29 protein-coding genes and 1 pseudogene are annotated in these 22674 nt (G+C 62.4%); 12 read left to right on the top strand and 18 right to left on the bottom strand.

The features are described from left to right. The 5 genes from AC1DMA_RS22925 to AC1DMA_RS22905 all read right to left on the bottom strand — a co-directional run bounded on the left by AC1DMA_RS22925 (nt 1) and on the right by AC1DMA_RS22905 (nt 2681). Nucleotides 1–567, bottom strand: a complete 567-nt coding sequence (locus tag AC1DMA_RS22925) for a flavodoxin family protein (protein WP_478126809.1) — start codon at nt 565–567, stop codon at nt 1–3. Beyond that, entirely contained in the window at nt 545–832 is a 288-nt protein-coding gene (locus tag AC1DMA_RS22920) for a BON domain-containing protein (RefSeq protein WP_478145608.1), read from the bottom strand. Before AC1DMA_RS22920 ends, AC1DMA_RS22925 begins: the two co-directional genes overlap by 23 nt. Before the next feature lie 78 nt (nt 833–910). Then, nucleotides 911–1837 (bottom strand): L,D-transpeptidase, encoded by a 927-nt coding sequence (locus AC1DMA_RS22915; protein WP_478126807.1) that lies wholly within the window; start codon nt 1835–1837, stop codon nt 911–913. Beyond that, a complete protein-coding gene (locus tag AC1DMA_RS22910) occupies nt 1804–2013 on the bottom strand; it encodes a hypothetical protein (RefSeq protein ID WP_478126806.1) in 210 nt (69 codons plus the stop codon). Before AC1DMA_RS22910 ends, AC1DMA_RS22915 begins: the two co-directional genes overlap by 34 nt. Nucleotides 2014–2159: 146 nt before the next feature. After that, on the bottom strand, nt 2160–2681 hold the full coding sequence (locus AC1DMA_RS22905; RefSeq protein ID WP_478145607.1) for a universal stress protein: 522 nt from the start codon (nt 2679–2681) through the stop codon (nt 2160–2162). 140 nt (nt 2682–2821) lie between these two features. Here AC1DMA_RS22905 and AC1DMA_RS22900 point away from each other — a divergent pair, with 140 nt between their 5' ends. Both AC1DMA_RS22900 and AC1DMA_RS22895 read left to right on the top strand, forming a co-directional pair. Next, nucleotides 2822–3052: a hypothetical protein gene (locus AC1DMA_RS22900; RefSeq protein ID WP_478145606.1), complete on the top strand. Its 231-nt coding sequence runs from the start codon at nt 2822–2824 to the stop codon at nt 3050–3052. Nucleotides 3053–3057: 5 nt separating this feature from the next. Continuing rightward, complete coding sequence (locus AC1DMA_RS22895; protein WP_478145605.1) at nt 3058–3537, top strand: universal stress protein; 480 nt, start codon at nt 3058–3060, stop codon at nt 3535–3537. Nucleotides 3538–3577: 40 nt separating this feature from the next. Here the strand turns inward: AC1DMA_RS22895 and AC1DMA_RS22890 are convergent, their stop codons facing one another. The 4 genes from AC1DMA_RS22890 to AC1DMA_RS22875 form a co-directional block, all read right to left on the bottom strand. Continuing rightward, nucleotides 3578–3766, bottom strand: coding sequence for a CBS domain-containing protein (locus AC1DMA_RS22890; protein WP_478145604.1), 189 nt, complete (start codon nt 3764–3766; stop codon nt 3578–3580). A 158-nt stretch (nt 3767–3924) separates the two neighbouring features. Continuing rightward, nucleotides 3925–4347 carry an Hsp20/alpha crystallin family protein gene (locus tag AC1DMA_RS22885; RefSeq protein ID WP_478145603.1) on the bottom strand — a complete coding sequence of 141 codons (423 nt, stop codon included), beginning with the start codon at nt 4345–4347 and terminating at the stop codon, nt 3925–3927. Nucleotides 4348–4518: 171 nt separating this feature from the next. Then, on the bottom strand, nt 4519–4695 hold the full coding sequence (locus tag AC1DMA_RS22880) for a hypothetical protein (RefSeq protein ID WP_478126799.1): 177 nt from the start codon (nt 4693–4695) through the stop codon (nt 4519–4521). Between the two features lie 301 nt (nt 4696–4996). Further along, on the bottom strand, nt 4997–5233 hold the full coding sequence (locus AC1DMA_RS22875) for a hypothetical protein (RefSeq protein ID WP_478145602.1): 237 nt from the start codon (nt 5231–5233) through the stop codon (nt 4997–4999). 59 nt (nt 5234–5292) lie between these two features. Between AC1DMA_RS22875 and AC1DMA_RS22870 the strand changes: the two genes are divergently transcribed. The 4 genes from AC1DMA_RS22870 to AC1DMA_RS22855 all read left to right on the top strand — a co-directional run bounded on the left by AC1DMA_RS22870 (nt 5293) and on the right by AC1DMA_RS22855 (nt 8236). Beyond that, complete coding sequence (locus tag AC1DMA_RS22870; protein ID WP_478145601.1) at nt 5293–5577, top strand: hypothetical protein; 285 nt, start codon at nt 5293–5295, stop codon at nt 5575–5577. Between the two features lie 264 nt (nt 5578–5841). Next, a complete protein-coding gene (locus tag AC1DMA_RS22865) occupies nt 5842–6168 on the top strand; it encodes a cytochrome C (RefSeq protein ID WP_478145600.1) in 327 nt (108 codons plus the stop codon). A gap of 64 nt (nt 6169–6232) precedes the next feature. Next, nucleotides 6233–6511 (top strand): hypothetical protein, encoded by a 279-nt coding sequence (locus AC1DMA_RS22860; RefSeq protein WP_478126796.1) that lies wholly within the window; start codon nt 6233–6235, stop codon nt 6509–6511. A 123-nt stretch (nt 6512–6634) separates the two neighbouring features. Beyond that, nucleotides 6635–8236, top strand: a complete 1602-nt coding sequence (locus AC1DMA_RS22855) for a bifunctional aminoglycoside phosphotransferase/ATP-binding protein (RefSeq protein WP_478145599.1) — start codon at nt 6635–6637, stop codon at nt 8234–8236. Nucleotides 8237–8399: 163 nt separating this feature from the next. On the opposite strand, the pseudogene AC1DMA_RS22850 reads toward AC1DMA_RS22855, so the two are convergent. From AC1DMA_RS22850 to AC1DMA_RS22835, 4 genes and pseudogenes are all read right to left on the bottom strand, one after another. Further along, nucleotides 8400–8624, bottom strand: a pseudogene (locus AC1DMA_RS22850) (universal stress protein); the annotation flags it as partial. 92 nt (nt 8625–8716) lie between these two features. Then, on the bottom strand, nt 8717–9403 hold the full coding sequence (locus tag AC1DMA_RS22845; RefSeq protein ID WP_478126793.1) for a VIT1/CCC1 transporter family protein: 687 nt from the start codon (nt 9401–9403) through the stop codon (nt 8717–8719). A gap of 4 nt (nt 9404–9407) precedes the next feature. After that, nucleotides 9408–9944 (bottom strand): cytochrome b, encoded by a 537-nt coding sequence (locus AC1DMA_RS22840; protein ID WP_478126792.1) that lies wholly within the window; start codon nt 9942–9944, stop codon nt 9408–9410. A gap of 843 nt (nt 9945–10787) precedes the next feature. Next, on the bottom strand, nt 10788–11027 hold the full coding sequence (locus AC1DMA_RS22835) for a hypothetical protein (RefSeq protein WP_478145598.1): 240 nt from the start codon (nt 11025–11027) through the stop codon (nt 10788–10790). A 149-nt stretch (nt 11028–11176) separates the two neighbouring features. On the opposite strand from AC1DMA_RS22835, the gene mprF reads away from it, so the two are divergent. Both mprF and AC1DMA_RS22825 read left to right on the top strand, forming a co-directional pair. Further along, nucleotides 11177–13777 (top strand): bifunctional lysylphosphatidylglycerol flippase/synthetase MprF, encoded by a 2601-nt coding sequence (gene mprF, locus AC1DMA_RS22830; RefSeq protein WP_478145597.1) that lies wholly within the window; start codon nt 11177–11179, stop codon nt 13775–13777. After that, the gene (locus AC1DMA_RS22825; RefSeq protein ID WP_478145596.1) at nt 13774–15201 is read left to right on the top strand and encodes a virulence factor family protein; all 1428 of its coding nucleotides are present in this window, start codon (nt 13774–13776) and stop codon (nt 15199–15201) included. Before mprF ends, AC1DMA_RS22825 begins: the two co-directional genes overlap by 4 nt. A gap of 922 nt (nt 15202–16123) precedes the next feature. Here the strand turns inward: AC1DMA_RS22825 and AC1DMA_RS22820 are convergent. Beyond that, the gene (locus AC1DMA_RS22820) at nt 16124–16405 is read right to left on the bottom strand and encodes an HU family DNA-binding protein (RefSeq protein WP_478126788.1); all 282 of its coding nucleotides are present in this window, start codon (nt 16403–16405) and stop codon (nt 16124–16126) included. Between the two features lie 74 nt (nt 16406–16479). Between AC1DMA_RS22820 and AC1DMA_RS22815 the strand changes: the two genes are divergently transcribed. After that, nucleotides 16480–16890, top strand: a complete 411-nt coding sequence (locus AC1DMA_RS22815) for a hypothetical protein (RefSeq protein ID WP_478145595.1) — start codon at nt 16480–16482, stop codon at nt 16888–16890. Here the strand turns inward: AC1DMA_RS22815 and AC1DMA_RS22810 are convergent. Next, entirely contained in the window at nt 16865–17095 is a 231-nt protein-coding gene (locus AC1DMA_RS22810) for a hypothetical protein (protein ID WP_478126786.1), read from the bottom strand. The two genes, AC1DMA_RS22815 and AC1DMA_RS22810, sit on opposite strands and share 26 nt — an antisense overlap. Before the next feature lie 228 nt (nt 17096–17323). Further along, nucleotides 17324–17497: a hypothetical protein gene (locus tag AC1DMA_RS22805; RefSeq protein WP_478126785.1), complete on the bottom strand. Its 174-nt coding sequence runs from the start codon at nt 17495–17497 to the stop codon at nt 17324–17326. Between the two features lie 566 nt (nt 17498–18063). On the opposite strand from AC1DMA_RS22805, the gene AC1DMA_RS22800 reads away from it, so the two are divergent. After that, a complete protein-coding gene (locus AC1DMA_RS22800) occupies nt 18064–19065 on the top strand; it encodes a hypothetical protein (protein WP_478145594.1) in 1002 nt (333 codons plus the stop codon). Between the two features lie 600 nt (nt 19066–19665). Here AC1DMA_RS22800 and AC1DMA_RS22795 read toward each other — a convergent pair. Continuing rightward, nucleotides 19666–20247: a flavin reductase family protein gene (locus AC1DMA_RS22795; RefSeq protein WP_478145593.1), complete on the bottom strand. Its 582-nt coding sequence runs from the start codon at nt 20245–20247 to the stop codon at nt 19666–19668. A 107-nt stretch (nt 20248–20354) separates the two neighbouring features. On the opposite strand from AC1DMA_RS22795, the gene AC1DMA_RS22790 reads away from it, so the two are divergent. After that, entirely contained in the window at nt 20355–20786 is a 432-nt protein-coding gene (locus AC1DMA_RS22790) for a VOC family protein (RefSeq protein WP_478126782.1), read from the top strand. Nucleotides 20787–20795: 9 nt separating this feature from the next. After that, nucleotides 20796–21695 carry an amino acid ABC transporter substrate-binding protein gene (locus AC1DMA_RS22785; RefSeq protein WP_478145592.1) on the top strand — a complete coding sequence of 300 codons (900 nt, stop codon included), beginning with the start codon at nt 20796–20798 and terminating at the stop codon, nt 21693–21695. Between the two features lie 14 nt (nt 21696–21709). Here AC1DMA_RS22785 and AC1DMA_RS22780 read toward each other — a convergent pair whose 3' ends face one another. Then, on the bottom strand, nt 21710–22648 hold the full coding sequence (locus AC1DMA_RS22780; RefSeq protein WP_478145591.1) for a LysR family transcriptional regulator: 939 nt from the start codon (nt 22646–22648) through the stop codon (nt 21710–21712). Between the last annotated feature and the right edge of the window lie 26 nt (nt 22649–22674).

Below are 22674 nucleotides of genomic sequence, written 5' to 3'. Positions count from 1 at the left end.
TCAGACGGCCAGCGGCGACAGGACCGCGGGGCGTACGACCGAATGTGAATCCTCGGCACTGCCCACTGCCGTGCCGAAAGCCTGCAGCCGGGCGGCGAAGCTGCCGTCATCCACTTCGTGCATCGCGAGCGAGGTACTGAGGATCGGCGCACGGCCGATCCGTCTCGTGACCTCGGAGATCACGTCGGGCGCACCTGTGCCGCCCATGACGGACACCACGGCCACATCGGGCAGTTGAGCGCATTTTTTGGCGATGAAGCTTCGCATGGGTCCGGCAAGTCGCTGCGCCCAGACCGGTGATACCAGCACCACGACATCGAAGTCCTGCGGGGGTGGCCCGTCGTAGCGGATGGCAGGTGTACGCCGAAACACTGAGTCGAGAACGCACCGCAAGCTCCCGAAGGCGCCCCTACGGGGGCGGAGTTCCACGATCTCTGCCATGTACCAGTGCTGCTGGCTGCACAGCAGTTGCGCCACGCGACGTGAGGTCCCCGTGTAGGAATAGACGATTACCAGGACATGCTCATTGCGGCCTCCGCCTGGCTTAGTCGCGAACGACGAGGTCATTCACGACCCTCGAGACACCCGGCGCGGACCAGGCTGCGCCTTGTGCGGCGTTGAAATCGGCCCATGAATGCACCCGGCCTCTCAAGTTGACCTTTACGCGCTGCGCCACGCGTTCTGCCGCGTATTTCTCCGCATGGCTGCCGACATGACCGGTCAGCGTGACGACACCCTCATTGGCGATCACCCCTATGCTGGAGGACTTGATTTCCGGGTCCCAGTCCAGCTCCGCCTGGACGTCGCTTCGCAGTTGTGCATCCGATCTCATGGGTATTTCCTTTCGGGAAGCCAGCTGGGGCTTCGTCACCACTTTAGGTGCTCGCTCCCGGGATGGTCTTGCGCTGGATCAAGGCGCAGGCAGGGCGGAATTGCTCCGCTCGGAATGGCCCGGCTTGGGCACCCAGAAGGGACGCTGTGTTCGCTGCGTATCGACGATGACGAGGTAGCGACCACCGGTGTCGACCGGGGTCTGCGTGGCCGGCAGCACCCACATTGACGAACCTTCGCTACGAGCCCGGAGATAGTCCGCGTCCAGCACGCCAAACTGATCGAGCAGGCGATTCAGGCTCGCCGGGATCCTGATGCAGCCTTTGGATTGCACGCTTCCGAGACGGGGCTCGAGGTAGTCAGGATCGGTGGCATGCATCTGCAGTCGCATCGTGCTGGCGCCGCCACGCCCCCACAGGCGCTCGGCTTGCTGCCACCCGAAGTCGAACACACGCATGCCGGCCAGGCCGTAGCCGCGAATACCGTTGTCGTTGCGTGTGCCTTCGGCCCGAAAATCGGGGTTGGACGGCGTGTGCTCGTAGACGCCCAAGGGCGTCTGGAAGTGATCGAACTCGCCGCCGCGTCCGGTTGAAACCGGCGAAGCGCCGATCAGCTCGGGAGGTGCTGCGGCTGGCAACCAATAGATGAAGATGGCTTGGACGTTCGGATTGCGGTCGACCACTGCCACGTACTGAGCCAATCGCGCTTCCGTGCCGGTGCTTTCAAGCTCGGCGACTGCCAGCAGGCCGTATCGCTGGCTCTCGTCGGGCGGGACTTCCAGCCGGCGGTCGACCATTGCGTTGTAGAAAGTTCGCAGATCGGCCGGGCCGGGCTGCGCGCCCATGCAGTTGCCCCCTGCAAGGGCAACGACAAGCGCAAGCAGCGAAATGGCCAAGCGGCAATGCCCCGGAAATCGGCAGGCAGGGGCGGCTTTGTCGCCGCGCCGGCCCTGGCGCTTGCCCGCGGCCGAATTCAGTGCGTTGTGCTCGGGCGAACATCTGGCCATGACACTTCCATGCCCATCATCGCCCGGGCGTAAAGATAGTTGTTGAGGGCGCGTTCGCTCAGCAAATCCATATCGACGCGCCCTGTCGCGTCGCACGGGAAGGAAAAGGAGCGGTGGTCCGCGAAGAGCGCGTGGAAGCGAAGTTCGTAGGCGTGCGAAGCGTGCGTGGCGGTCATCATGGTCTCCTGAATACGAGGGTGAGTTCCATGACGCCAATCTAGACCTGCTTCGCAACGCCACCGCGAACGTGGCGCATCAACGAGAAACACTGTGTCAACCGGCGGTGTCGAAACGCTCCGTCGAGCTTGGACTCTGTGCGGCGCTATTCGAGCGAGAGCGCGGCCGAGGGCAGATGCACCTTGACGCTGCCCGATTCGGACTGAGCCTTGGTTGCGGCCTCCGATGCGCGCACCAGCAGCACGGGAATGCGCGCATGACGGAGGATGTTTTCTGCACCGCTGCCCATCACGAATCGATCGATACCACGACGACCGTGGGTGCCCAGAACAATCAGGTCCGCGTGCCAGTTGTTCGCCTCGGTCGTGACCTGCTCGTAGACCGGTCCGGTGACACGATCGCATAACACGGTATCGGCTTCTACGCCCGCCGCTTCAGCGGTTGCCTTCGCCGCGTCGAGGATGCGGCGTCCGCCTTCACGCAACTGCTTCATCCATTCGCCGGGATGGCCGGAGTAAGCATCCAATGCCAGGGAGAACGAAAGGTCGTCGATGACATGCAGCATCCGCACGCAGCCTTTGGTGATCTTCGCGAGCTCGACGGCCTCTTTCAATCCGCGCTGCGAGGTCAAACTGCCGTCGACGGGAACCAGAATGCGTTGGTACATGGCGTGCTCCGGAGGTAGATAGGTCACTCAGTATTGAAGGCGCAGCGCGAGGAGATTTTGATGTGGCGCAAATTCAGCGCAGAGTGCTGCATCTAACATGAATCTTTCAATCGCTGTCACTTGTCACTTGAAAGGCATCCATGAACGATAGGACGCACACCGCTTCACTCGCGGAGCTGTCGCCGGTTCGCGACCGCTACGCGATCTCCGCTCTGGACTGGCAAAGGGCGGCAGTCGAGGTCTGCGTTCAGGCACAGCGCAACCAGTACCAGATCTTCGCTGCCTGGCAGAAGACCCTGATCGCTGTAAACCAAGAGCTCTGGGATCAGTGGGCTTGCCGCTTCGGGGGCGGCGTTCCGTTGGACGGTTAGCGGCCATGAAGATTCTTCTGCCCGTCGACGGCAGCGCCTACACCAGGCACATGCTGTCCTTCCTTGGCGAACACATGGATTCCTTCGGAAGCGCCAACACCTTCACTGTGTTGCACGCGGTCCCCGCCGTCACCGCGAGAGCGGCCGCTGCCCTGGGGAAGGCACTCGTCGACAGCTATTACGAGGAGTGCGCGCACGCGGTGCTTGAGCCCGTGCGTGCCCTGCTGACACATCAGGGCGTCAAGGCAGAATTTGTCCACAGGATCGGAGATCCGGCGAGCCAAATCGCCGCCTATGCCCAGGCGGGAAGGTTCGATCTTCTGATCATGGGCTCGCATGGTGAAGGCGCCCTGAAGAACCTCCTGCTCGGGTCCGTGACGACCAAGGTCATGGCGCGGTGCTCCATCCCGGTGTTGCTCGTTCGCAGCGACGAGATTCAGCCTTCCATGGCGAACGCATCCGAGCTGTCTTCAACGTGTGCGTGAAACCGCATCAGTGACACACGGCCTTCCCTTCGGGTGGCATCTACGGCCGACCATCGGCGCGGCGGTTTTGCGGGACRAATGTYCGAACGAAATCGAGCGAAGAAACRACRCCCGCRAGTCCTTTGCGATCGGTCACGACCRCGTGGTGGACGCCTTGTTCGACCATCAGCGAGGCAACCAGAGCGAGCGGAGTTTCGACGTCCACCACGATCGGCTTGTACGAGCACATTTGCCATGCCCGTGTGGTGTGGGCATCGCGCTTGTGCGCGTGAAAGCTGATTCTGTCAGGCCCGCGGCAATCAGCAGGCCCGTCGCGCCGAGCGTAGCCATGACGAAAGCGATCGCCCTGAGCGCCGTGGATTGCTTGGTGCTCATTTGCACTGGGCTCTACTGAATCTTCAGCGTTCGGCTGGCGGAGCCTTCGCGCTTGGGCAAAGTGAGACGTAGCACGCCGTCTTCGAGCTTGGCCACAGAGGCTTTGTCGTCGACCTCGCTGGCGAGCGTGAAGCCGCGCGAAACGCTGCCATGGTAGGTCTCGCGAACGAGCGACCGGCCGTGCCGTTCTTCCTGCGCCTTCTTGACGTCCGCGGAGATCGAGACGTAGTTGCCTTCGATGGCCACACGAATGTCGTCCTTCCGGGCGCCGGGAATCTCTGCGCTCACGAGATATTCCTTTTCGTTCTCGCTGATGTCGAGGCGAATGTCACCAGGCAGTGTGCTTTCGTCGATGAGCTGCATCGGACGCGCGAGTCGGCGAAACATTTCCGGAAATAGATTGTCGAGGCGATCGAACCGAGTCAATGCATTCATTTGAAGTGCTCCAAGTTGGGTTGAACGGTGTCGACCGGGATGTCGCTGAGACAGTCATCAATCGGCAATCTCAGTCTATGTAAGGGCGTCCACAGGCTACTTGCGCTCGATCAAGAATCAGGCACTTCGAACTCGGGCGCCGCGCCCGCATCGCAGTTGCGCGCGCGGGCTCTAGGACTTGACGGCCGGCGGGGCAGGGGTCGGCTTCGTTCCCCTGGCCGCTTCGATGCTCTTCGCCGCTGCATCCTTCGCGGCTTGCGCGGCCCGCTGTGTGGCTTCCTCGGCTCTCTGGAGCGCTTCGCGCGCGGCAGCCGCGGCCTTCTCGGCTTCTTCCTTGGTGGGAGCCATCGCGCTCTGGACCGCCACTTCGGCCTTGGCGAGCGCTTCGCGGGTGGCCGCGGATGCCTTCTTGCCTTCTTCCTCGGCCCTGATCGCAGCCTCCTTGCTGGAGTCAAGCGCTTGTCTGGCAAATGCCGTCGCTTTTTCCTGGAACCGGGTCGCCGACGGATGGCCTCGGCGATCGCCTGGGAGATCTTGCCCGCGTTGGCTTTGCTCTGCTCTGCGGCCTCCTTGGCCTCCTTGGCCTCATCGGCCGCGCATGCGGCCGCGCTCAGGGCCATCAGCACGGTCGTAAGAAGGTTTTTCGATGTCATGACCGTTTTCCCTCGAGGTCTATCGGCGTTTGCACCGGCACCGGTGGCGAGCAGGCGTCGTCGTGTCGCAGGATGCGGGCCACCGACGCATTGCCCAAGACAATCCATTGGTCTTTCATGTGGGTCTCCCGAGAGCGAATGTTCAGCAGCGGCTGGCGCGGGGTGCGCGGGATCAGATTGGATCGCGCATCCCGCAACGGCTCCTTGATCTGACGCAAGACTCGGTCGCCCATTTCGGAGCAGGCTTCGATTTGCCCGTGCGACCGCGTGTCGACGAATCAGGAGAGTTGCCATGACCAGCGATGCGATCTATTGCTTTGATCGAGCGAGTGTTTTGTTCGCGATTTGTCCGACGGGAAGCGCCGGACTCCGAATCGTCGTGCAGATCGCCGAGGAGGCGTTGCGCGACGTGTTCGGTGCTCAAGGTGGCGGCCAGAGTCTCGTCACTGCTTGTCGCGATCACTTTGACCAGATCGAGGCGGCGGCCTTGCGCCACTATCGGCGCGATCCTCGAAAGCCCGTGTTGCTGGAGACCGCCGATTTTGCGGTTGCCTCCTCCTTGGCTATCGACGGGTGAATTGAAAGGTCCGCCAGTTCATCACGCGAGGAGCAGCAGCCTGCGCACGGAGGACAAACTGCGACGACTCATACTCCGAACGTTGGAGAGGCGGGCGCGGCCGAAATTTGATCGCGCGCAAGGAAAGACATCGAACCTTCGCGGTAGCTGTGAACTTCACGCATCATTGCGCTGCATCAAGATGCAGCCGGGGTCGATGCGACATGCTGGCGCTTCGTCGTTGGCAAGCATCTGCGGTGCGACGATGCGCACGAGGAGCGCCCAATGGCAACTCAGCTTTTGAAAACATGCATTCTGTTGGCAGCACTGGTCAGCGCCTCGGCCATTGCTCAGTCGCGCGGGGAACTTCTGTACACGACCCACTGCGTTGCATGTCACACGACACAGGTCCATTGGCGCGAACGCAGACTGGCGACGGACTGGGCGAGCCTGCAAGCGCAGGTCGTTCGCTGGCAAGCCGCGGGCTCACTCAACTGGAGTGACGAGGATGTCCTCGCCGTGACACAGCACCTGAACGAACGCTTCTACGGATTCAAGTCGCCCTCTGGTGCGCCCGTGGTGATGACGCCGGCGCGCACTGAACGCCAGTAGTCACCGAGTCAGGAACTGAGCGACATGAAAAAAGGCGGCCACTTGCTATGCGGAAGGAACTGCTGTGAAGACTTTGTGGATCTACGTCCACGCGTGTTTGGCCTTGCTCGCGTGGATCTTCATTCTCCTGGCGTGGTCCGTCGCCCTGCTGGACCCGAGATCGGGCATCAATCAAGACCCGGTCTTTGCCGCGATCTCGTACTTGGTCGCACTGGGGCACCTCAGCGCAGGGAGCTATCTGGTGCGCCGCATCCGGGAAGACATTCGACAAGCAAAACAGGCCTCGGCGATCACCGGCGCCTGCGATCGAACGGCGGATCGCTGCATACAGCCGTCCTCTTGACGCCGCCTCGGCTGCCACGCAGTCCAGACGGCTTCACGGCTTAAATGTGGGAAGGCGCAAGCCGCGGCGAAGGAGAAGAAGCGCCGCAAGGACAGAAAGTAGGCTTTTGCGGAGGTCGCACGGATGAAACTGCAAAGCACCTTTGCGCCGGCGGTCGACCCGACTCTTGTCGTGGCGCTGCGCGAGCACCTGCGCAAGAAGTCCGGCCACGAGGTGGCGCTGATCGAAACGCACATCTCCTGGGTCTTGCTGACCGATCGCTTGGCGTACAAGCTTAAGAAGCCGGTTCATCTTTCCTTCGTCGACTTCAGTACGCTGGCGGCGCGCAAGCGCTGCTGCGAGGAAGAGGTTCGGCTCAACGGCCGCCTTGCGCCCTCGATCTACCTCGGCGTGGTGCCGGTATGCGGCACACGCGAGGCCCCGTATCTGGGAGGCGGCGACAGCGCCATCGACTTTGCCGTTTGCATGCGCCGCTTTCCCGAGGATGCGCTTGTGCGCAACTTGCTCTTGGCAGGGCGGCTCAGAACCGATCATCTGGTGCGCTTTGGGCAACGTCTGGCTGAATTCCATCAACAAGCGAAGGTCGCCCCGCTCTTCTCTGATTTTGGGGCGCCGCAGGAGGTTTTGCGCACGATGAACGAAGCGCTGGCAGCTGCGCGAGCAGGATATGGCCCTGGGCGTCTGATTGTGTTGCAGGACTTCATTTCGCGTCGAGGCGTGTGGCTACGGACCGCATGGCTTGAGCGCCAGCGCGAGGGCGCCGTGCGCGAATGCCATGGCGACCTTCATTTGGCCAACGTGGTCCTGATCGAGGATGACTTGACCGCGTTCGACTGCATCGAGTTCGATCCGGCACTGCGCTGGATTGACGTCATGAGCGATGTGGCCTTCTTCACGATGGATCTCAAGGCGCACGGCCGGATCGATCTTGCTTTTCGCTTCCTCGATGCATACCTGCAGCACAGTGGAGACTATGCCGGTACAGGGGTGCTTCGGAGCTACGAGGTGTACAGGGCGCTAGTGCGCGCGATGGTGGCCTGCTTGCGTGGGCGGGCACTCGACGAGAGATCGGAGCAGCTGGAACCCGACTATCTCGCTTGCGCCGAAGCTCTTGGAGGGCAGGGCACAGGCGCCACGCTCGGCCTGATGATCACTCAGGGACTGTCTGGATCGGGCAAGTCCACGATTGCGGCGGAGCTGTCGGCCGCTGCGCGCGCGATCCGCATCCGGTCCGACGTCGAGCGCAAGCGGATCTTCGGTTTGGCGCCAATGCAGCGCTCCGCAAATGCCGAGATTGGCATCTACACCCCCGAAGCCACCCGGCGCACCTTTCAGCGGCTGTCAGCCTGTGCCCGCGCGGCGCTGCAGGCTGGCTATCCGGTCGTGGTTGACGCGGCGTTTCTGAGGCGAGAGGAACGACTGGTGTTCCGTGCCTTGGCGGCCGAGCTGCAAGTGCCTTTCACAATCCTTCACTGCCACGCATCCGCAGTCCAATTGCGTCAAAGGGTAGCGGCACGACTGCGTCGTGGCGACGACGCCTCTGAGGCGACTCTTGCCGTGTTGGAGCAACAATTGATCACCCAGGAGCCGCTGGACGACGTGGAGCGTTCCGTGGCACTTGATGTCCCCACCGACGAGCTGCCGGACATCCCTTCACTCTTGACTCGCTGGCGCGCCTTGGTGGAACGATTGCGAAGGGGAGTTCGAGGACGAGATTCGCGCTGATGTGCGGCTACTCAAGCTGGCGGGTGGATCRCGAGCTCATGTTCAAGGAGGCGAGCACGCTTCTCGATCCACCAGGTCGGTGTGCCGCCTGCCAGCAGCTCGGTACGTGATGAGAAGGGTGAAAGCCACTCGTCTCGCTTCGGGAGGCGCTCCGGCCGGCCAATCATGCCGTTCCAGTTTCAATCTCCTGCGCGTCCGTGCGAGAAGATGTGGCTGATCCGCTTTCGGCCTTCGACTCGGAAGCCGCCGCGCGCACCAAAAGCACAGGTACCGGCGCGCATCGCAGGATACGTTCGGCACTGCTGCCGAGCACCAGCCGCCTCACTCCGCGGCGGCCGTGGGTGCCGATGACGATCAAATCCGCCGCCCATTTGATAGCCTCGGCCGTCCCGGCGGCGCCCATTGATATGGCGCAAGCGAGGCCATGATTGGGTGCGCGACGCTGAATCCCAAGCCGCGCATCGCAGCCCCGGGCCAGGATCACGCAACGACCGTCCCGAAGAAAGTGCCCACGGCATAGGTCACGGCCATCGCGAGTGCACTCCAGAAGGTCACACGCACGACGCCCGGAAGAAGCTTCGCGCCGCCGGTCCTGGCTGCCAATGCACCGAGGCCCGCGAGCGCGAGCAAGGCCGCGACCGCCACGGCCGCTGCGAGGTTCGGACCTGAGTAGAGAGCGACGACAACGAGCGGAAGTGCGGCACCGATGGCAAAACTGAGGGCAGACGCAAAGGCTGCCTGCAGCGGTCGCGCGGTTGTGATCGCCGAGATGCCGAGTTCATCGCGTGCATGAGCGTCGAGCGCGTCATGGCGCATCAACTTGTCGGCGACTTGGCGCGCCAGCGCCAGGTCGAGACCTCGGCGTACGTAGATCGCGGCAAGTTCGCGGTGCTCCCCGCTGGCATCGCGGGCGAGTTCGGCGCGCTCCTCCTTCAGTGCGGCCGATTCAGTGTCGGATTGGGAAGAGACAGACACGTACTCGCCGGTCGCCATCGACATGGAGCCCGACACAAGCCCCGCGATTGCGGCCACAAGAATGCTGCCGTGCGCAGCATGCGCGGCCGCGACACCGATCACCAGGCTTGCTGTTGAGACGATGCCGTCGTTCGCCCCCAGTACGGCTGCGCGTAACCAGCCGACGTGCTTGATCCTATGGAATTCTTTCATGTTGTCAGGGCCGGTTCGGCAGCATGCGTCGAAGTACGCCATCCTTCAAGACGAAATGATGCAGCAGCGCTGCGATGGCATGGAAGAAGGCAATGATCAGCAGCGTGTTGGCTGCAAGCCCATGCAAATCTTCAACCGTCTCCCTGAGGCTCTTGTTGTTCGCGTCGAAGGGCTGGATCCTGAACAGGTTGTAGATCGTGTCCCCGCGCACCCACGCATTGGCGATGCCAAGAGCCACGGTCACGATCAGCATGGCATACAGCAGCCAGTGCAGGATCGTCGCGAGCTTGTCGGGCCAACCAAGCCCAGCAGGTGGCAGGCGAACCGCTCGCGAACCGAAGCGCCAGTGAACGCGAGCGACCAGTACGATTGCGAGTGCAACGCCCAGTGAGATGTGCGTGCTGCGGGCGAAGATCCGCGGATTGCCCTTTGGAAACCAATCGATGGTCTGCCCCAGGACCCACAGTGACACCACCAACGCCACAGTCAACCAATGTAGAAGGATCGTTCGCCGGTCGTAGTGCGGGAAGGTAGCTTTCATGTCGTGCATCAATCAATCCTAACGCGCACGCGCTCACGAGTGCGGGTGCGGGTGGAGCAGGTGGCTTGGCCCGGGGTGCCGTGGGCTTTCCACGACAAGTCTATGCCGGTATGCCAAGGCGGCACCGGGCTAGAACCTGACGTTTGACATGGCTGTTCAGTCTTCGCACCGCAACACATATGGCCTGCGCAAATTCAACTTGGCGCAAGCATCCTTTCGAGGCCGGGCAGTCGAACGTGGCGCTGGAGTCTATCCACTGGCCGCTTGGGCCGGAGTTTCCGCAGGCAAGCACTATGTGTTGCGGCACATCGCATACAGCCACCACGATTCCTCGACCGTGTTCACGTTTCAAAATTGTGGCGTCGACTAGCCGGGGCAATAGTGGTGGCTGACGAGCCTAAGTGTCTCTGCGCGCAAAGGTCTTCGAGGGCGGACGAAGGTTCAATCCGTGCCGCGACGGGCTACAGTCGGCCGCAACCGGCCGTTCGTCACGACCGCTCAGTCTTCCTGCTGATCTGGCTCTAAGGGCGCCTGGTCCAAGGCTACAGTCGGTCAGTTGCCAGTTCAGTCCAATATGCCAGATGTAGACCTCCTCCGAACGCCGATGCTGGGCCACTGGGACGTCAGGTTCGCGCCGCAGCGAAGCCAGCGTCTTTCACCTGCCGAGATGCATGGCCGCTTTGGAAGCCGGTCGTCGCTGGTTGCGGGTCGCGTCCATGCAACGCGCCGGTATTCAATTGCCAATGTGGCTCGCAAGCCTGACTGCCTCGGTCAGTGCCTCGAGCTGTCCCGCATGTGGCGTGGCAAGTAAAGCCAGCTCGATGCGGGAATGTATCAGCGCCGCTATCGAACCCGGTAGTCCAGGAGCGCCGCTCGAATCGATCCACCCGCGGGTCCGACTTCATCAACTTCGTCGTGTGCGTCGGCGATCCTGGCACACAGTGCCACCACGGCCATCGTGTAAGACCAGAGCTCGTCTCCGACCGAATCGCTGTCGGAGGAAAGCAGCCCGTGCTGCATCGCAAGATCCTTGAAGACGCGATCGGGATCGATATCAGCCATGTCTTCAGTGGTCTGGGTCATGTGCAGTCCTTTCATGCCTTGAGAGGGCGATCTTTAGTGGAGCGCTCTCCTGAGGTGATCGGCAAGGGCCGATGAAGGTTCCGGATTCATCAAGTCCGAGTGCGCAGGTGACTCATAATGCGAGGCATTCTGGAAACCAGCATCTTGTCGTGATCGAATCCGAAGCTGCCATCCCCAGAGGTCTCTCGCTGCTGAGTTACAGATTCGCCAATGCCTGGCCACGGCTCAAGCCATGGCTGATGGTGGTGCTGGCCGCGCTACTGTGCGTGCTGATTGGCAAGGCACTTCACGGCTTGTTGAGTGAGGTGCGTTACGCCAGCGTGATGCAGGCAATCACTGCAACGCCGGACCTTCGCATCGGTCTTGCATTGGCGGCGACCGCTGCGAGCTATCTGATCCTGACGGGGTACGACTTCTCGTCTCTCTCCTACGCAGGCGCCCGCATCAAGCCATCGACAGTCTTGCTGACTTCCTTTGTCGCTTACGCGCTTTCGAACACCATCGGTTTCGGTCCTTTGACGGGCGGTGCCGTCCGCACGCGGATATACACAGCCGCCGGGCTGACGCCACAGCAGATTGCGCAGGTGATCGCGTTCAACGCCTTGGCTTTTGGCTTGGGCATCTCCGCGTTCGGAGCGGTTGCCATCCTCTGGGGCGCACCCGACGTCGCGCCATTGCTGCGCCTGCCATCTTCCTTCTTGCGATCGGCCGCAGGACTGACGCTGCTCGGTCTGGGCGCTTTTCTCTCGCTTTGCGTTGGACGGCGAGCGCTCAAGCTCGGAGCGCGATGGACACTGCGGCTCCCGCCGATCGGACTTGCGGTGCGCCAGTTGGCGATATCAGCCCTGGAACTGACTGCCTCGGCGTCGGCACTGTGGTTCTTGTTGCCGGCGGATCGCATTCCGCTGCCCACCTTCGTCAGCTTCTATGCGATCGCCATTGCGGCAGCGATCGTGAGCCATGTGCCGGGCGGCGTGGGAGTTTTCGAGGCGGTCATGCTGTTGGTGAGTGGCCCGCACGTTTCGACCGAAGCCATGCTCGGCGCGTTGCTCCTCAATCGCGGCATCTACTACGTGATCCCGCTGGTCGTGGCGACAGCGATCGTGCTGACCTACGAGTTGCGCTCCGGCGTCGCGGCCCCGGTGGGTCGTGCAGCGATGCGCCTGAGCCCTCGCCTGCTGACTGCCTTGGCGTTGGTCGCGGGCGTCTGGCTGCTGGTGTCGGGTGTGACGCCGCTGACCGAGGACGCGCGGGATTTGCTCGAAGCCTTGAAGGTCCCGTTGCCTCTGATAGAGGCATCGCACTTTCTAGGCAGTGTTGCCGGCCTTGGCTTTCTCCTGGTGGCTCGCGGGCTGTTCCATCGGCTTGACGGCGCGTGGTGGGTTGCGCTGGTGCTGGCCGTCGTTTCCGGCGTTCTTGCGCTGCCCAAGGGCATCGCGTTGAACGAGGCCGCTCTGATGTCGGTGCTCGCGATTTTGCTGTGGGTCTCCCGACGCGAGTTCGATCGTCCCTCGTCGCTGTTCTCCCAACGCCTGGAGCCGGGATGGCTTCTCGCACTGGCTGCGGTCCTGGCAGCGTGCGTCTGGATCCTTCTGTTCGCTTATCAGGAGGTGAGCTACACGCGCGGGCTATGGTGGCAGTTCGAACTCGATGCGCAGGCGCCGCGTTCGCTGCGCGCGCTGCTAGGGGCGGCGTTGATTGCACTCACATTCGGACTGTGGCAACTGTTGCGCCCTCCTGCAGGGGAGGTGGCTTCGCCGTCGGATGACGAGATCGATTGTGCGGCCGCCATCGTCCGAGCCGGTTCGGCGCCGCAAGGCTGGATGGCGCTGATGGGAGACAAGCACCTGCTGTTCTCGCCGACGGCCAAGAGCTTCCTCATGTACGGCAAGCGTGGCCGATCGTGGATAGCGCTCTTCGGCCCCTTCGGGCAAGCGGGCGAGTGGCCCGACCTGATCTGGACGTTTGTCGAACTTGCAACTGCCCATGGTGGTCGGCCGGCCTTCTATCAGGTCGAGCCAGCGAGCTTGCCCCTGTACCTGGATTGTGGTCTGCAGGTCTTCAAGCTGGGCGAGTACGCGCACATCGACCTGCCCGGCTTCAGCCTCAAGGGCGCCCGAAGGGCCAACCTGCGCTCGGGGATGAATCGAGGGCAGCGTGAAGGCTTGTCCTTCGAGGTGCTCTCGCCCGAAGAGGCGAAAAGCGTCATGCCCGAGCTGCAGAAGGTGTCCGACGCATGGCTGGAGAAGCAGAACACCCGCGAAAAGGGCTTCTCGGTCGGGCGCTTCGAGCCCGATCGCCTGCCGCCCTGTCCCGTCGCGGTGGTGCGGCATGAGGGGCGCATCATTGCGTTTGCGACGCTGTTCATCACGGACGCGGCGCAGGAGGCCTGCGTGGACCTCATGCGTCATCTGCCCGATTCGCCGCCAGGCACCATGGACTTCATGTTTGCAAAGATCCTGCTCCACCTGCAGGCCGAAGGGTTCCGGCAGTTCGGCCTGGGGATGTCGCCCATGGCCGGCATGGCGACGCGCCAGAATGCACCCAGGTGGCAGCGGCTCGGGCGCGTTCTCTTCGACTATGGCGAGCGCTTCTACAACTTCCGGGGTCTGTACAGTTTCAAGGATAAGTTCGAACCCGTCTGGGAGGCGCGCTACCTGGCCGCCCCGGGCGGTGTGTCGCCTCTGCTCGTGCTGATCGACCTGGCGGCTTTGATCGGCGGCGGCGCCAAGGGAGTGATCACGAAATGAACGGTTGGATTGCGCGCGTGCGTGGCCTGAGGGCGCTTGGCCTTGCCGCGCTCATCTTCGCGGGTTTGCTGCAGTTCGCCGGCGCGCAGACGCGAGACTCAACGGCCATGCTCAAGCCCGCTCACACCATCTCGCATGGCGTATTCGTGGACATCCCGGTTTTTCGTCCGTCGGGACAGGTTCGGCAGTTCGTGCTTCTCTTCTCCGGCACTTCCGCGCCGAACGCGAAGGATCAGAAGCTCGTGCGGTGGATGGTCGGCAAGGGTGCGATGGTGCTCGTCGTGCCTCTTGGCGCCTTCTATGACGGCATCGCGGCGGTGAGCCGCGAGTGCGTCCACGGACCGGGCGGTATCGAGAATTTCGCGCGCTACGTGCAGGCCTACGAGAAGTTGCCTGTGTACCTCGAGCCGCTGCTGGTAGGCACAGGAAAGGGCGGTGCATTCGTCTATGGGTTGCTCGCGCAGGCGCCGGCCGATACCTTCGCGGGCGCCGTGTCGCTCGATTTCTGTCCCCGGCTGGCACTGCCGATGCCGTTGTGCGCTGAAGGATCGCTGCGATGGCATCGCGTTGCCGGCGGTGTCGACTTCGAGGCCGGCCCGCGTCTGACGGCACCCTGGAGCGTGTTGCAAGGCGAAGTGCCGCCGTCCTGTGCCGCAGAGGCCGAGGCGTTCATGCGCAAGGTGCCTGGGGCCACGTGGGTCGCCCCTACGGCAAGCGGCGGGTCGAGCACCCAGGAGCTGCCTGCTGGGTTCCAGGCTGCATTCGAGCAACTCGCCAAGAGCGGCGCGGCCCCCGAAGGGCCGCCCGCCGAACTTGCGGACTTGCCGATCACCGAAGTACCGGCCGGCAGGGAAGGCACTCGCTTCGCGGTGATGATTTCGGGCGACGGCGGCTGGGCGGGCATCGACAAGGGCGTCGCAGCGTCGCTCGCAGAGAGCGGCGTACCCGTCGTCGGTATCGATTCATTGCGCTACTTCTGGTCCGCGCGCACGCCAGAAGGCATTGCCGTCGACCTCGACCGGGTGATTCGCCACTACGCGGCGCGTTGGAGGCGAAGTGAAGTCGTCTTGATCGGCTATTCCCAAGGGGCCGACGTCCTGCCCTTCGCGCTCAACCGCCTGCCGGCGCCCACACGCGCCCAGGTACGCCTCACCGCGCTTCTCGGGCCTGGGGAGAAGGCTTCGTTCGAGTTTCACCTGAGCAATTGGATCGGCAAGAGCGGCGATCGCCCGATCGCCCCCGAAGCGCGAAACATGCCGGCGAAGGCCACGCTGTGCATTTATGGAACCGAAGAACGAAAGGACTCCCTGTGCCCGCTGCTGGAGAGTGCCGGCGCGCACACCATCGCGATGCCCGGGGGCCATCACTTCGGCGGCGACTACGAGGCGCTTGCAGCGACGATATTGGCCGCAATCCCACGTTGATCATGGTGGCCTTCGGCAGTTATCGACCGGAAGTTGAACGCCCCGGCCTGGACGGACGGCAAAAAGCGGGGCAGGGGAGGCGATTCGCAGGCCGCGATCACATTGAAGCGCGTGCGCACTGATCGGGTGCTGGTGAACAATCCGCAGCCAGCCGCTTCCGGGCCGACTACGGTAGTACGCGCGCATCGGCGCAAGGACTGCAACCGCTGCGGAGCAGAAGTACGCGCCACACCGGTTGTTGGGAAGGGGCGGGCTTAGATGCTGTGACATTCGACCGCATGAGGCCTCCGATGGCACCGCGGAGCCAGGTTGCGCTGACTTGCCGGTCAAAAGACACGGCGCGCTACGTTGGGCCGCTTGTCGATTGCGCACGGATCGAAAATGCGATCGCACGTAGGCCTTCCATGGGGACTTCTTTGTCAAGTCTTTCGGATCAACGGCGATAGTTCATGACGGCACCAAGATGTCGCGGAACGAATGGCGATGGCATGGCATTCGAGATGCATCTCAGTCGCGAGGTCGGGGTATCGCAAGTGTTCGGGTCAGTGCTCGGACGACCTTCTATCCGTGAGGATGTGAACATCCTTCACCTCATGCTGCATGCGCGCGAAGCGCACTGACAAACCCAGCCACCGGCGCGCCCCACTTGGACGACCACCTATGGCGTGACCCGCCTGCTTCGCGGGCGCGTCGACCTTGATCATGAATGCATTGTCACCAAGCCCGGCTCAGGCTGTGGCCTGCTTTAGCAAGGCCTCGGTCGGTATCTCGCCGTGCTGCAAATAAGCCACAGCGCAATCGCAAGTTTTCGCGCGAGGGCTACGATGCCCAGTCATGGCGCAAGAGAGGCCCAGTGCTTTTGTCCTCCCTTCGGCGACGCTTGTCAAAGGCTCGAGTGGYAGCGGCAGGTTATGCCGAAGGGTCATTTGGCTGCGTTGACAGCATCCTTCAGGGCTTTGCCTGCCGTGAACTTTGGGGCCTTGCTCGCCTTGATCGTCATCGTCTCGCCGGTCGAAGGATTGCGGCCGGCGCGCTCGGCGCGGCTCGCCACGGCGAAATTGCCGAACCCGATGAGTTGCACTGTTTCGCCGCGCGCCAATGCCTGCGTCAAATTTTCAAGTGCTGAATCAAGTACACGACCGGCATCGGCCTTGCTGAGTTCCGTGTCCGCAGCGATGGCGGCGATAAGTTCTGTCTTGTTCAAACTGAGGTTCCTTCTAAAAGTTGGAGGATTATCCGGTCGAGCACATCAGAGGCTAGCGCTTCGCCATCAGCCTCGTGTCCTTTATCGGCATCAGCTTCCTGAAGCAGGACCCGGGCGGCGCGAGTTTCGGCGGGCCGATGACGCTGGACAACTACGTCAAGGCTCTCGGCTCCGACTATGCGCGGCACGTGGCCTTCCAGACCTTCATGATCGCGGTGAAGGTCACGGCATTGGCGATCCTGCTCGGCTTCCCCCTGGCGTACGTGCTCGCGCGTTCGCCGTCGCCGCTCGTGCGCAACACCATCCTGTTCGGGCTGGTCGCCACGTTTCTCTCGGGCGGCGTCACGCGAGCCTATGCATGGATGCTGATCCTCTGCAACAAGGGCGTGGTGAATTCCATCCTGACGAGCCTCGGTTTGTCCACGCCGGGTCAGGGCAGCGCTCAAGCGCAAGAAATGCCTACGGCTCGAGGACTTTCAGCATGAGCACTCCGTCGACCGTCTGAAAAGTTCCGACTCCCGTGCGCGTGACACTGCGGCCGGCCTCGAGGCGGTACTCAAAAGCCTCTATTGTCGGCTGGTGCTCTCCTGCGGCGAGGTCGGTCTCCACCTCCACGTATCGCACAACTACGTGTCGCTTGCCGACCTGGTCCGTCACAGGGATGCGTTCTGCCGGTGACTTTCGTTTCATGGCGCAGTCCGTTTTTGCTGCAGAGCAGCAATTTTCGCGCTACTCTGTGGCCTGCATTAAGAACACCCCCACGCTTGACGCGGTGGCCATCGGGAAACGTTTGGCGCCACCGTTCGTCCAGTAGAAATCGGTCAAAGTTTCCGGGGAGCGCCGACCGCCGCAACGACTCCACCGCCGGTCGCCTGAACGCGACTCTTGGCCACCCAGGCCGCGCCGGCAGCGGCAACCTCAGCCAGCGTTCTTCTTTGGGCGACCTGCCTTGAGAGGCGCGAGGGCGTCCAGTGCACCGCCCAGTTCGCGTGGGGTGAGCTTTGCCAACGCATGCAGGCCGGCATGTAGCAGCTCGCTCTTCTTCGCCGGTCGCTTGTATTCGAGGGCGCGCATCTTGAGAGATGCAATCAACGCGTAGTCCTGATGCGGATCGTGAAGCTGTCTCGCACAAGCTTCATCTTCTTGGTGGTGTCCGGCGCGCGCTCGTCTGCAGAGCGTGCCGCCGATGCTAGTGTTTTCGGAGCCGGTACAGCGAGCGCGTCCTTGGCCTTGACTGGCTTAGCCTTCTTCCCGGTCGTGCCCTTTCGAGCAGGGCTTGACCGTCACGGTCTTGTTGGCCAAGGTCGTTTTGCGAGGCGCTCTTGCAGCCCTCGGAGATTCCGCGATGACTGGAGTGGTCGTGAGCGATGGCGAGTTGGCTGCCGACCCCTCAGCAGCTTCAGCAAAAGCGGAAGAATTCACGTCGGGCGCCGCCAAGGTGATGGGACCAGGTACTGACGGATGAGCCACGACTCAAATATTCATCAGCATTGGGGCTGGTCGCGCCATCGAGGTCATTCATAAAGGCCAGAGGGCGCCGTCTTGGCGCTCCGCGGCTTAGCACGCCCTTCGGTCATCGAATCGTCAAAACTGCTTTCTAGACTGCTGGGATTGCTTTTGCGTTGCACGTCTTTCGAAGACCTTTCTCAAGGAGTCCCATGAACAAGAGCCGTCTTCTGTCGCTCGCACTGAGCGTGCTGCTGGCGACTGGTGGGGGAGCCGCCAGCGCAGATCAGCGGGACGAGCGGCACGACCGCTCTGAGCCGTACGCCATCGGATTGTGGGGAGACCTCCCATATTCCGACGCCCAGGCACTCAGCGGTGTGCCCAATTTGATCGCCGACATGAACCGTCAGGACCTTGCCTTCAGTGTCCACGACGGGGATCTCAAGGCCGGCAACGGCACGCCAGGATCAGTGACGCCCACCACCTGCACCGATGCGCTCTACCTCCAGGCGCTCGGTTTCTTCAATGCGTTGCGCGCACCGGCGATGCTGACCCCGGGTGACAACGACTGGACGGACTGCGATCGTCCCGCAAATGGTGGCTTCTCCTCGCGCGAGCGTCTTGACCACGAGCGGAAGGTTTTCTTCGGCACCCCGTACTCGCTGGGGCAGCGGCGGATGCACCAGGAGGTGCAGACTTCGCCCCTGTGCCTCGGAGTCAATGGCCCGGTGCCATGTGTCGAAAACCGCCGCTGGACGCTAGGCGACGTCATGTACGTCACGCTCAACGTTCAGGGCTCGTGCAACAACCTCTGCGATACCGCGCCGGACGCTGCCGAGTGGACGGCCCGCAATCAGGCGAACATCGCCTGGCTGCGCGAGTCGTTCCGCTATGCGGCGGCGCTTCAGTCGGCCGCCGTGATGATCATTTCTCAGGCCAATCCGGGGTGGGATGCGACCGATGGCACCCGCGCGCCGCTGCGCAATGCGCTGACGCTGGCACAAACAGATGGGCAACCCGACGGTTTCCAAGACTACCTGATGGCGCTGCGCGATGAGGTCGTCGCATTCCGTCGTCCCGTGGCTTACGTGCATGGCGACTCGCACTATCACCGCATCGACAAGCCGCTGCTGATGCACAGGGACGTCGTCTGGAGAACTTCACGCGTGTGGAGACTTTCGGCGACAACCAGGCGAACGGCAACAACGATGTGAACTGGTTGAAGGTGACGGTCGATTCGCGCAGCCGGGAGGTGTTTTCCTATCAGGCGCAGATCGTGCCGGCAAATCGCGTCGCGGTGCCGGCACCTTGAAGTCCTGCGACCCGCATTTCAGAAGATCGCCGAGCCCAGAGGTCAGCTCGGTCCTGACGCAGGGCCGATGGGGAGGGGAGCGGTCTGTGGCGGCGAACCGCATCACGAGCGATCAGGTACGCCGGCACGTCCTTCTGGCTTCTGACGCGCCTGCCGGCGACCGCACGCTCATGAGCGACAGCCAATGATGACGTCAATGTCCCCAGGTGACTGCCGTCGGCCGCTGGTGCTGATCGCCTCAAATCGGCGAACCCGACTTTCGCACGACCGGAGAAATACGGCGAAGCCCTCATGCTTGATCTGACGCGCAATGTCCGCAGCGTCAGCACGCTGATAAGTCTTTTGCGGGTTCAAGCGATGGCGCGACTTGTAGCAGGCAAGGTTCTTCAAGTCCGCATCTGGAGGGCATTGCAGCGGGAGTAGGACCGGCGGGCAGTGCGACGAACTTCCGAGGTTCAACTCGATGCACAGCTTTCTCAGACTGCTGTAACTCCATGGTGACCTACAGGCCCGCTGCGCGAATGACGTTCCCTGCGCAGACGAAGTTGCCACCACCAAGGTGGTGGATGGTCTGCAGATCGGCGTTGGCGCTCTCGAACAGCCAGTGACCGTCCCTGAAAATTCGCGGATCGGCGGCCGCTCCGACAACCTCTGCGAAGCACGTGTCATACGCATCTTCGCTGTGCCTTTCCGGAATCAATCGGCATTCGAGCCACGCGGAACAGCCAGATGACAACACTGGCAAATTCATCGACGCGCTGAGCTCGGTCGCGATACCGAAATGACTGAACTTGTCCACGGTTCGTCCGCTGGTGCTGCCAACAGCATGCGTCAGGTCGATGAGTGTCGATCCCGGTAAACAGATCGCAAACGTGCCGCTGGCTGCGATCAATTCACGGGTGTAGGTCTTCTTGTCAATGACCACTGCGATGCGCGGCGGTGTGAACTCCACGGGCATCGACCACGCGGCCGCCATCACATTGCGGCGCGTACCGTCGTAAGTCGTGATCAAGACCGTGGGACCGTGGTTGATCAGGCGGCTGGCGTGCTCGAGGATCACTGGAAGATAGTTGCTCGTGTTCATTGATTCATTTCAAAACGTGTTGCTTAGCGAGAATTTATATCGCTTTCGGTTATGCGATCCGCTTTTTAAAGTCGCGTCATTCTGAACCACAGCACCACGAGGACCCCATGACCGACACATCCCAACGCATTCCGTTTCATCTCGCGTTTCCGGTTCGCGATATTGCAGAAGCCCGCACGTTCTACGGCGATTTGCTGGGGTGCCCTGAAGGCCGCAGTGCGCCGGAGTGGGTCGACTTCGACTTCTACGGTCATCAGATCGTTGCGCATCTGGCGCCCGATGAGTGCGGCCACAAGCAGAGCAGCGCCGTCGATGGCCAAGACGTGCCGGTCAAGCATTTCGGCGCCATCCTGCCGATGGACAAGTGGCAAGCCATGGCCGACCGGCTGATCGCGAACAAGACGGAATTCGTTATCGAGCCGTACATCCGCTTCAAGGGTGAAGCCGGCGAACAGGCCACGATGTTCTTCCTCGATCCGTCGGGCAACGCCATCGAGATGAAATCGTTCGCCGATCTCGGCTCGTTGTTTGCAAAGTAAGGCGAGATCATGCAAAAGCAACTTCCGGTCCTGGCAGGCGTCGCCGCTGCCTTGTTGACCTGCGCGAGTGCCGCTACGGCGCAGACAGACACCCTGAAGAAGATCAAGGAATCGGGCGTGATCACGATGGGCGTGCGCGACGCTTCCGGCGCGATGTCTTTCGCGCTCGGCCCCGGCAAGTACACCGGCTTCCATGTCGACATCTGCGAGCACGTCATCGCAGACATCAAGAAGGCGATCCAGCTCGACAAGCTGGAGGTGAAGTACCAATTGGTCACGCCGCAGAACCGCATCCCGCTCGTGCAGAACGGCACGGTCGACATTGAATGCGGGACCACCACCAACAACGCGGCGCGTCAAAAGGACGTGGCCTTCGCGCCCACGCTCTACGTGGAAGGCGTGCGCCTGGCAGTCAAATCGACCTCCGGCATCCGCTCGACGGCCCAGCTTGCCGGCAAGACGGTGGTAGCGACGACGGGGAGCACTTCCGTGCAGTTGCTGCGAAAGCTCAAGAGCGATGCGACGGAGCTGACCGCCAAAGACAACAGCGAAGGCTTTCTGTTGCTGGAAACCGGCCGTGCCGACGCCTTCGTGGCCGACGGACAGATCCTCGCAACGCTGATCTCGAAGAGCAGGGACCCAGCGCAGTACAAATTGCTGGACCAGGTGTTGAGCACCGAACCGATCGCCATCATGCTGCCCAAGGGCGATGCTGCGCTCAAGAAGGTGGTCGACCAGAGCATCGTGTCGCTGGCGAAGAGCGGCGACGCCGCGCGCATCTACGACAAGTGGTTCTTGAAGCCGATCCCGCCGCAGAACGTGATCGTGGGCTTGCCCGCCACCGAGATGACCAAAGCCGCGTGGGCGAACCCCACCGACAAACCCCTTGAAGGGTACGAGGCGCGCTGAGCGCTGGAAGGACATCATGAACGCAAAGGGGTAGACCGCTTCTTGCCCGCCGCGCCACCCCGAGTACCTGCCTTTGTGGTGGGGGGCTCCGAAGCTTCCGCCAGGCAACGCGAAAAATGGGCAACGATCGGCGAGCTCGCTCGACCCCGGCGCTGGAGCAGCCCGATCTCCCGATAGAAGGTGTGCTCGCCCAACGACACCACCCGGACGGTGTCGGGCAACGGCAAATGGGCTTCGACGAGCGGGACGAGCGCGACGCCCATCCCGTTCGCCACGAGCTGGATGAGTGCGGCGATCTCATCGAGCTCGATGGCCTCCTTCACATTGATCGCTTGCCGCCGCAGGAAGCCTTCTGCCATTCGCCCGCCAAAAGACACGCGGTCGTATCGCAAGAACGGCTGCACCCGCAGCAATTCGCGCCAGTCCTTGCTGCTCGAAACATTCTTCGAGACGATCAGCACGAAAGGCTCGTGGACGAGCGCCTGCCATGTCATGTCAGGCGGCATGCCGAAGGGCGGCCGGATCATCACGGCGGCGTCGATGCTTCCGGCATCGAGATCGTCCATCAACCGAAGAGACACGCCGGGAGCCACGTGGACCCGAACCAGCGGGAGCGCCGTGCGGAGCTGGTCGAGCGCACGCACGACCAGCGTCGACTGCGCCGACGCAATCGCGCCAATGCGCAAAAGACCTTGCGTTGACTGCTCATCGGGCGGATCGCCGAGCTTTGCAAACAGCGTGCAGATGAGTTCCGCTCGCTCGAGGACCGTTCGACCGGCGGCGTTGAGGGTGGCGGAGCGCCCGGTTCGATCGAACAGAGCGAAGCCAAGGCCCTCCTCAATCCGACGGATCTGACTGCTCACCGCCGATTGCGTCAGGCCGATGTGCTCGCCAGCGGACGCGAATGTTCCGTACTTGCAAACGGCGATGAGGGTCTTAAGTTCAGCGATCATTGACCGAGCATGTACAGTATCGATCG

The sequence above is a fragment of the Variovorax sp. 05N34 genome (assembly GCF_056397405.1).
This window is presented reverse-complemented; position numbering and strand designations above follow the sequence as displayed.

Coding starts and splice junctions, on each gene's coding strand:
- AC1DMA_RS22925 (WP_478126809.1), bottom strand. CDS start 567: ATGACCTCGTCGTTCGCGACTAAGCCAGGCGGAGGCCGCAATGAGCAT.
- AC1DMA_RS22920 (WP_478145608.1), bottom strand. CDS start 832: ATGAGATCGGATGCACAACTGCGAAGCGACGTCCAGGCGGAGCTGGAC.
- AC1DMA_RS22915 (WP_478126807.1), bottom strand. CDS start 1,837: ATGGCCAGATGTTCGCCCGAGCACAACGCACTGAATTCGGCCGCGGGC.
- AC1DMA_RS22910 (WP_478126806.1), bottom strand. CDS start 2,013: ATGACCGCCACGCACGCTTCGCACGCCTACGAACTTCGCTTCCACGCG.
- AC1DMA_RS22905 (WP_478145607.1), bottom strand. CDS start 2,681: ATGTACCAACGCATTCTGGTTCCCGTCGACGGCAGTTTGACCTCGCAG.
- AC1DMA_RS22900 (WP_478145606.1), top strand. CDS start 2,822: ATGAACGATAGGACGCACACCGCTTCACTCGCGGAGCTGTCGCCGGTT.
- AC1DMA_RS22895 (WP_478145605.1), top strand. CDS start 3,058: ATGAAGATTCTTCTGCCCGTCGACGGCAGCGCCTACACCAGGCACATG.
- AC1DMA_RS22885 (WP_478145603.1), bottom strand. CDS start 4,347: ATGAATGCATTGACTCGGTTCGATCGCCTCGACAATCTATTTCCGGAA.
- AC1DMA_RS22880 (WP_478126799.1), bottom strand. CDS start 4,695: ATGGCTCCCACCAAGGAAGAAGCCGAGAAGGCCGCGGCTGCCGCGCGC.
- AC1DMA_RS22875 (WP_478145602.1), bottom strand. CDS start 5,233: ATGGGCGACCGAGTCTTGCGTCAGATCAAGGAGCCGTTGCGGGATGCG.
- AC1DMA_RS22870 (WP_478145601.1), top strand. CDS start 5,293: ATGACCAGCGATGCGATCTATTGCTTTGATCGAGCGAGTGTTTTGTTC.
- AC1DMA_RS22865 (WP_478145600.1), top strand. CDS start 5,842: ATGGCAACTCAGCTTTTGAAAACATGCATTCTGTTGGCAGCACTGGTC.
- AC1DMA_RS22855 (WP_478145599.1), top strand. CDS start 6,635: ATGAAACTGCAAAGCACCTTTGCGCCGGCGGTCGACCCGACTCTTGTC.
- AC1DMA_RS22845 (WP_478126793.1), bottom strand. CDS start 9,403: ATGAAAGAATTCCATAGGATCAAGCACGTCGGCTGGTTACGCGCAGCC.
- AC1DMA_RS22840 (WP_478126792.1), bottom strand. CDS start 9,944: ATGAAAGCTACCTTCCCGCACTACGACCGGCGAACGATCCTTCTACAT.
- AC1DMA_RS22835 (WP_478145598.1), bottom strand. CDS start 11,027: ATGACCCAGACCACTGAAGACATGGCTGATATCGATCCCGATCGCGTC.
- AC1DMA_RS22825 (WP_478145596.1), top strand. CDS start 13,774: ATGAACGGTTGGATTGCGCGCGTGCGTGGCCTGAGGGCGCTTGGCCTT.
- AC1DMA_RS22810 (WP_478126786.1), bottom strand. CDS start 17,095: ATGAAACGAAAGTCACCGGCAGAACGCATCCCTGTGACGGACCAGGTC.
- AC1DMA_RS22800 (WP_478145594.1), top strand. CDS start 18,064: ATGAACAAGAGCCGTCTTCTGTCGCTCGCACTGAGCGTGCTGCTGGCG.
- AC1DMA_RS22795 (WP_478145593.1), bottom strand. CDS start 20,247: ATGAACACGAGCAACTATCTTCCAGTGATCCTCGAGCACGCCAGCCGC.
- AC1DMA_RS22790 (WP_478126782.1), top strand. CDS start 20,355: ATGACCGACACATCCCAACGCATTCCGTTTCATCTCGCGTTTCCGGTT.
- AC1DMA_RS22785 (WP_478145592.1), top strand. CDS start 20,796: ATGCAAAAGCAACTTCCGGTCCTGGCAGGCGTCGCCGCTGCCTTGTTG.
- AC1DMA_RS22780 (WP_478145591.1), bottom strand. CDS start 22,648: ATGATCGCTGAACTTAAGACCCTCATCGCCGTTTGCAAGTACGGAACA.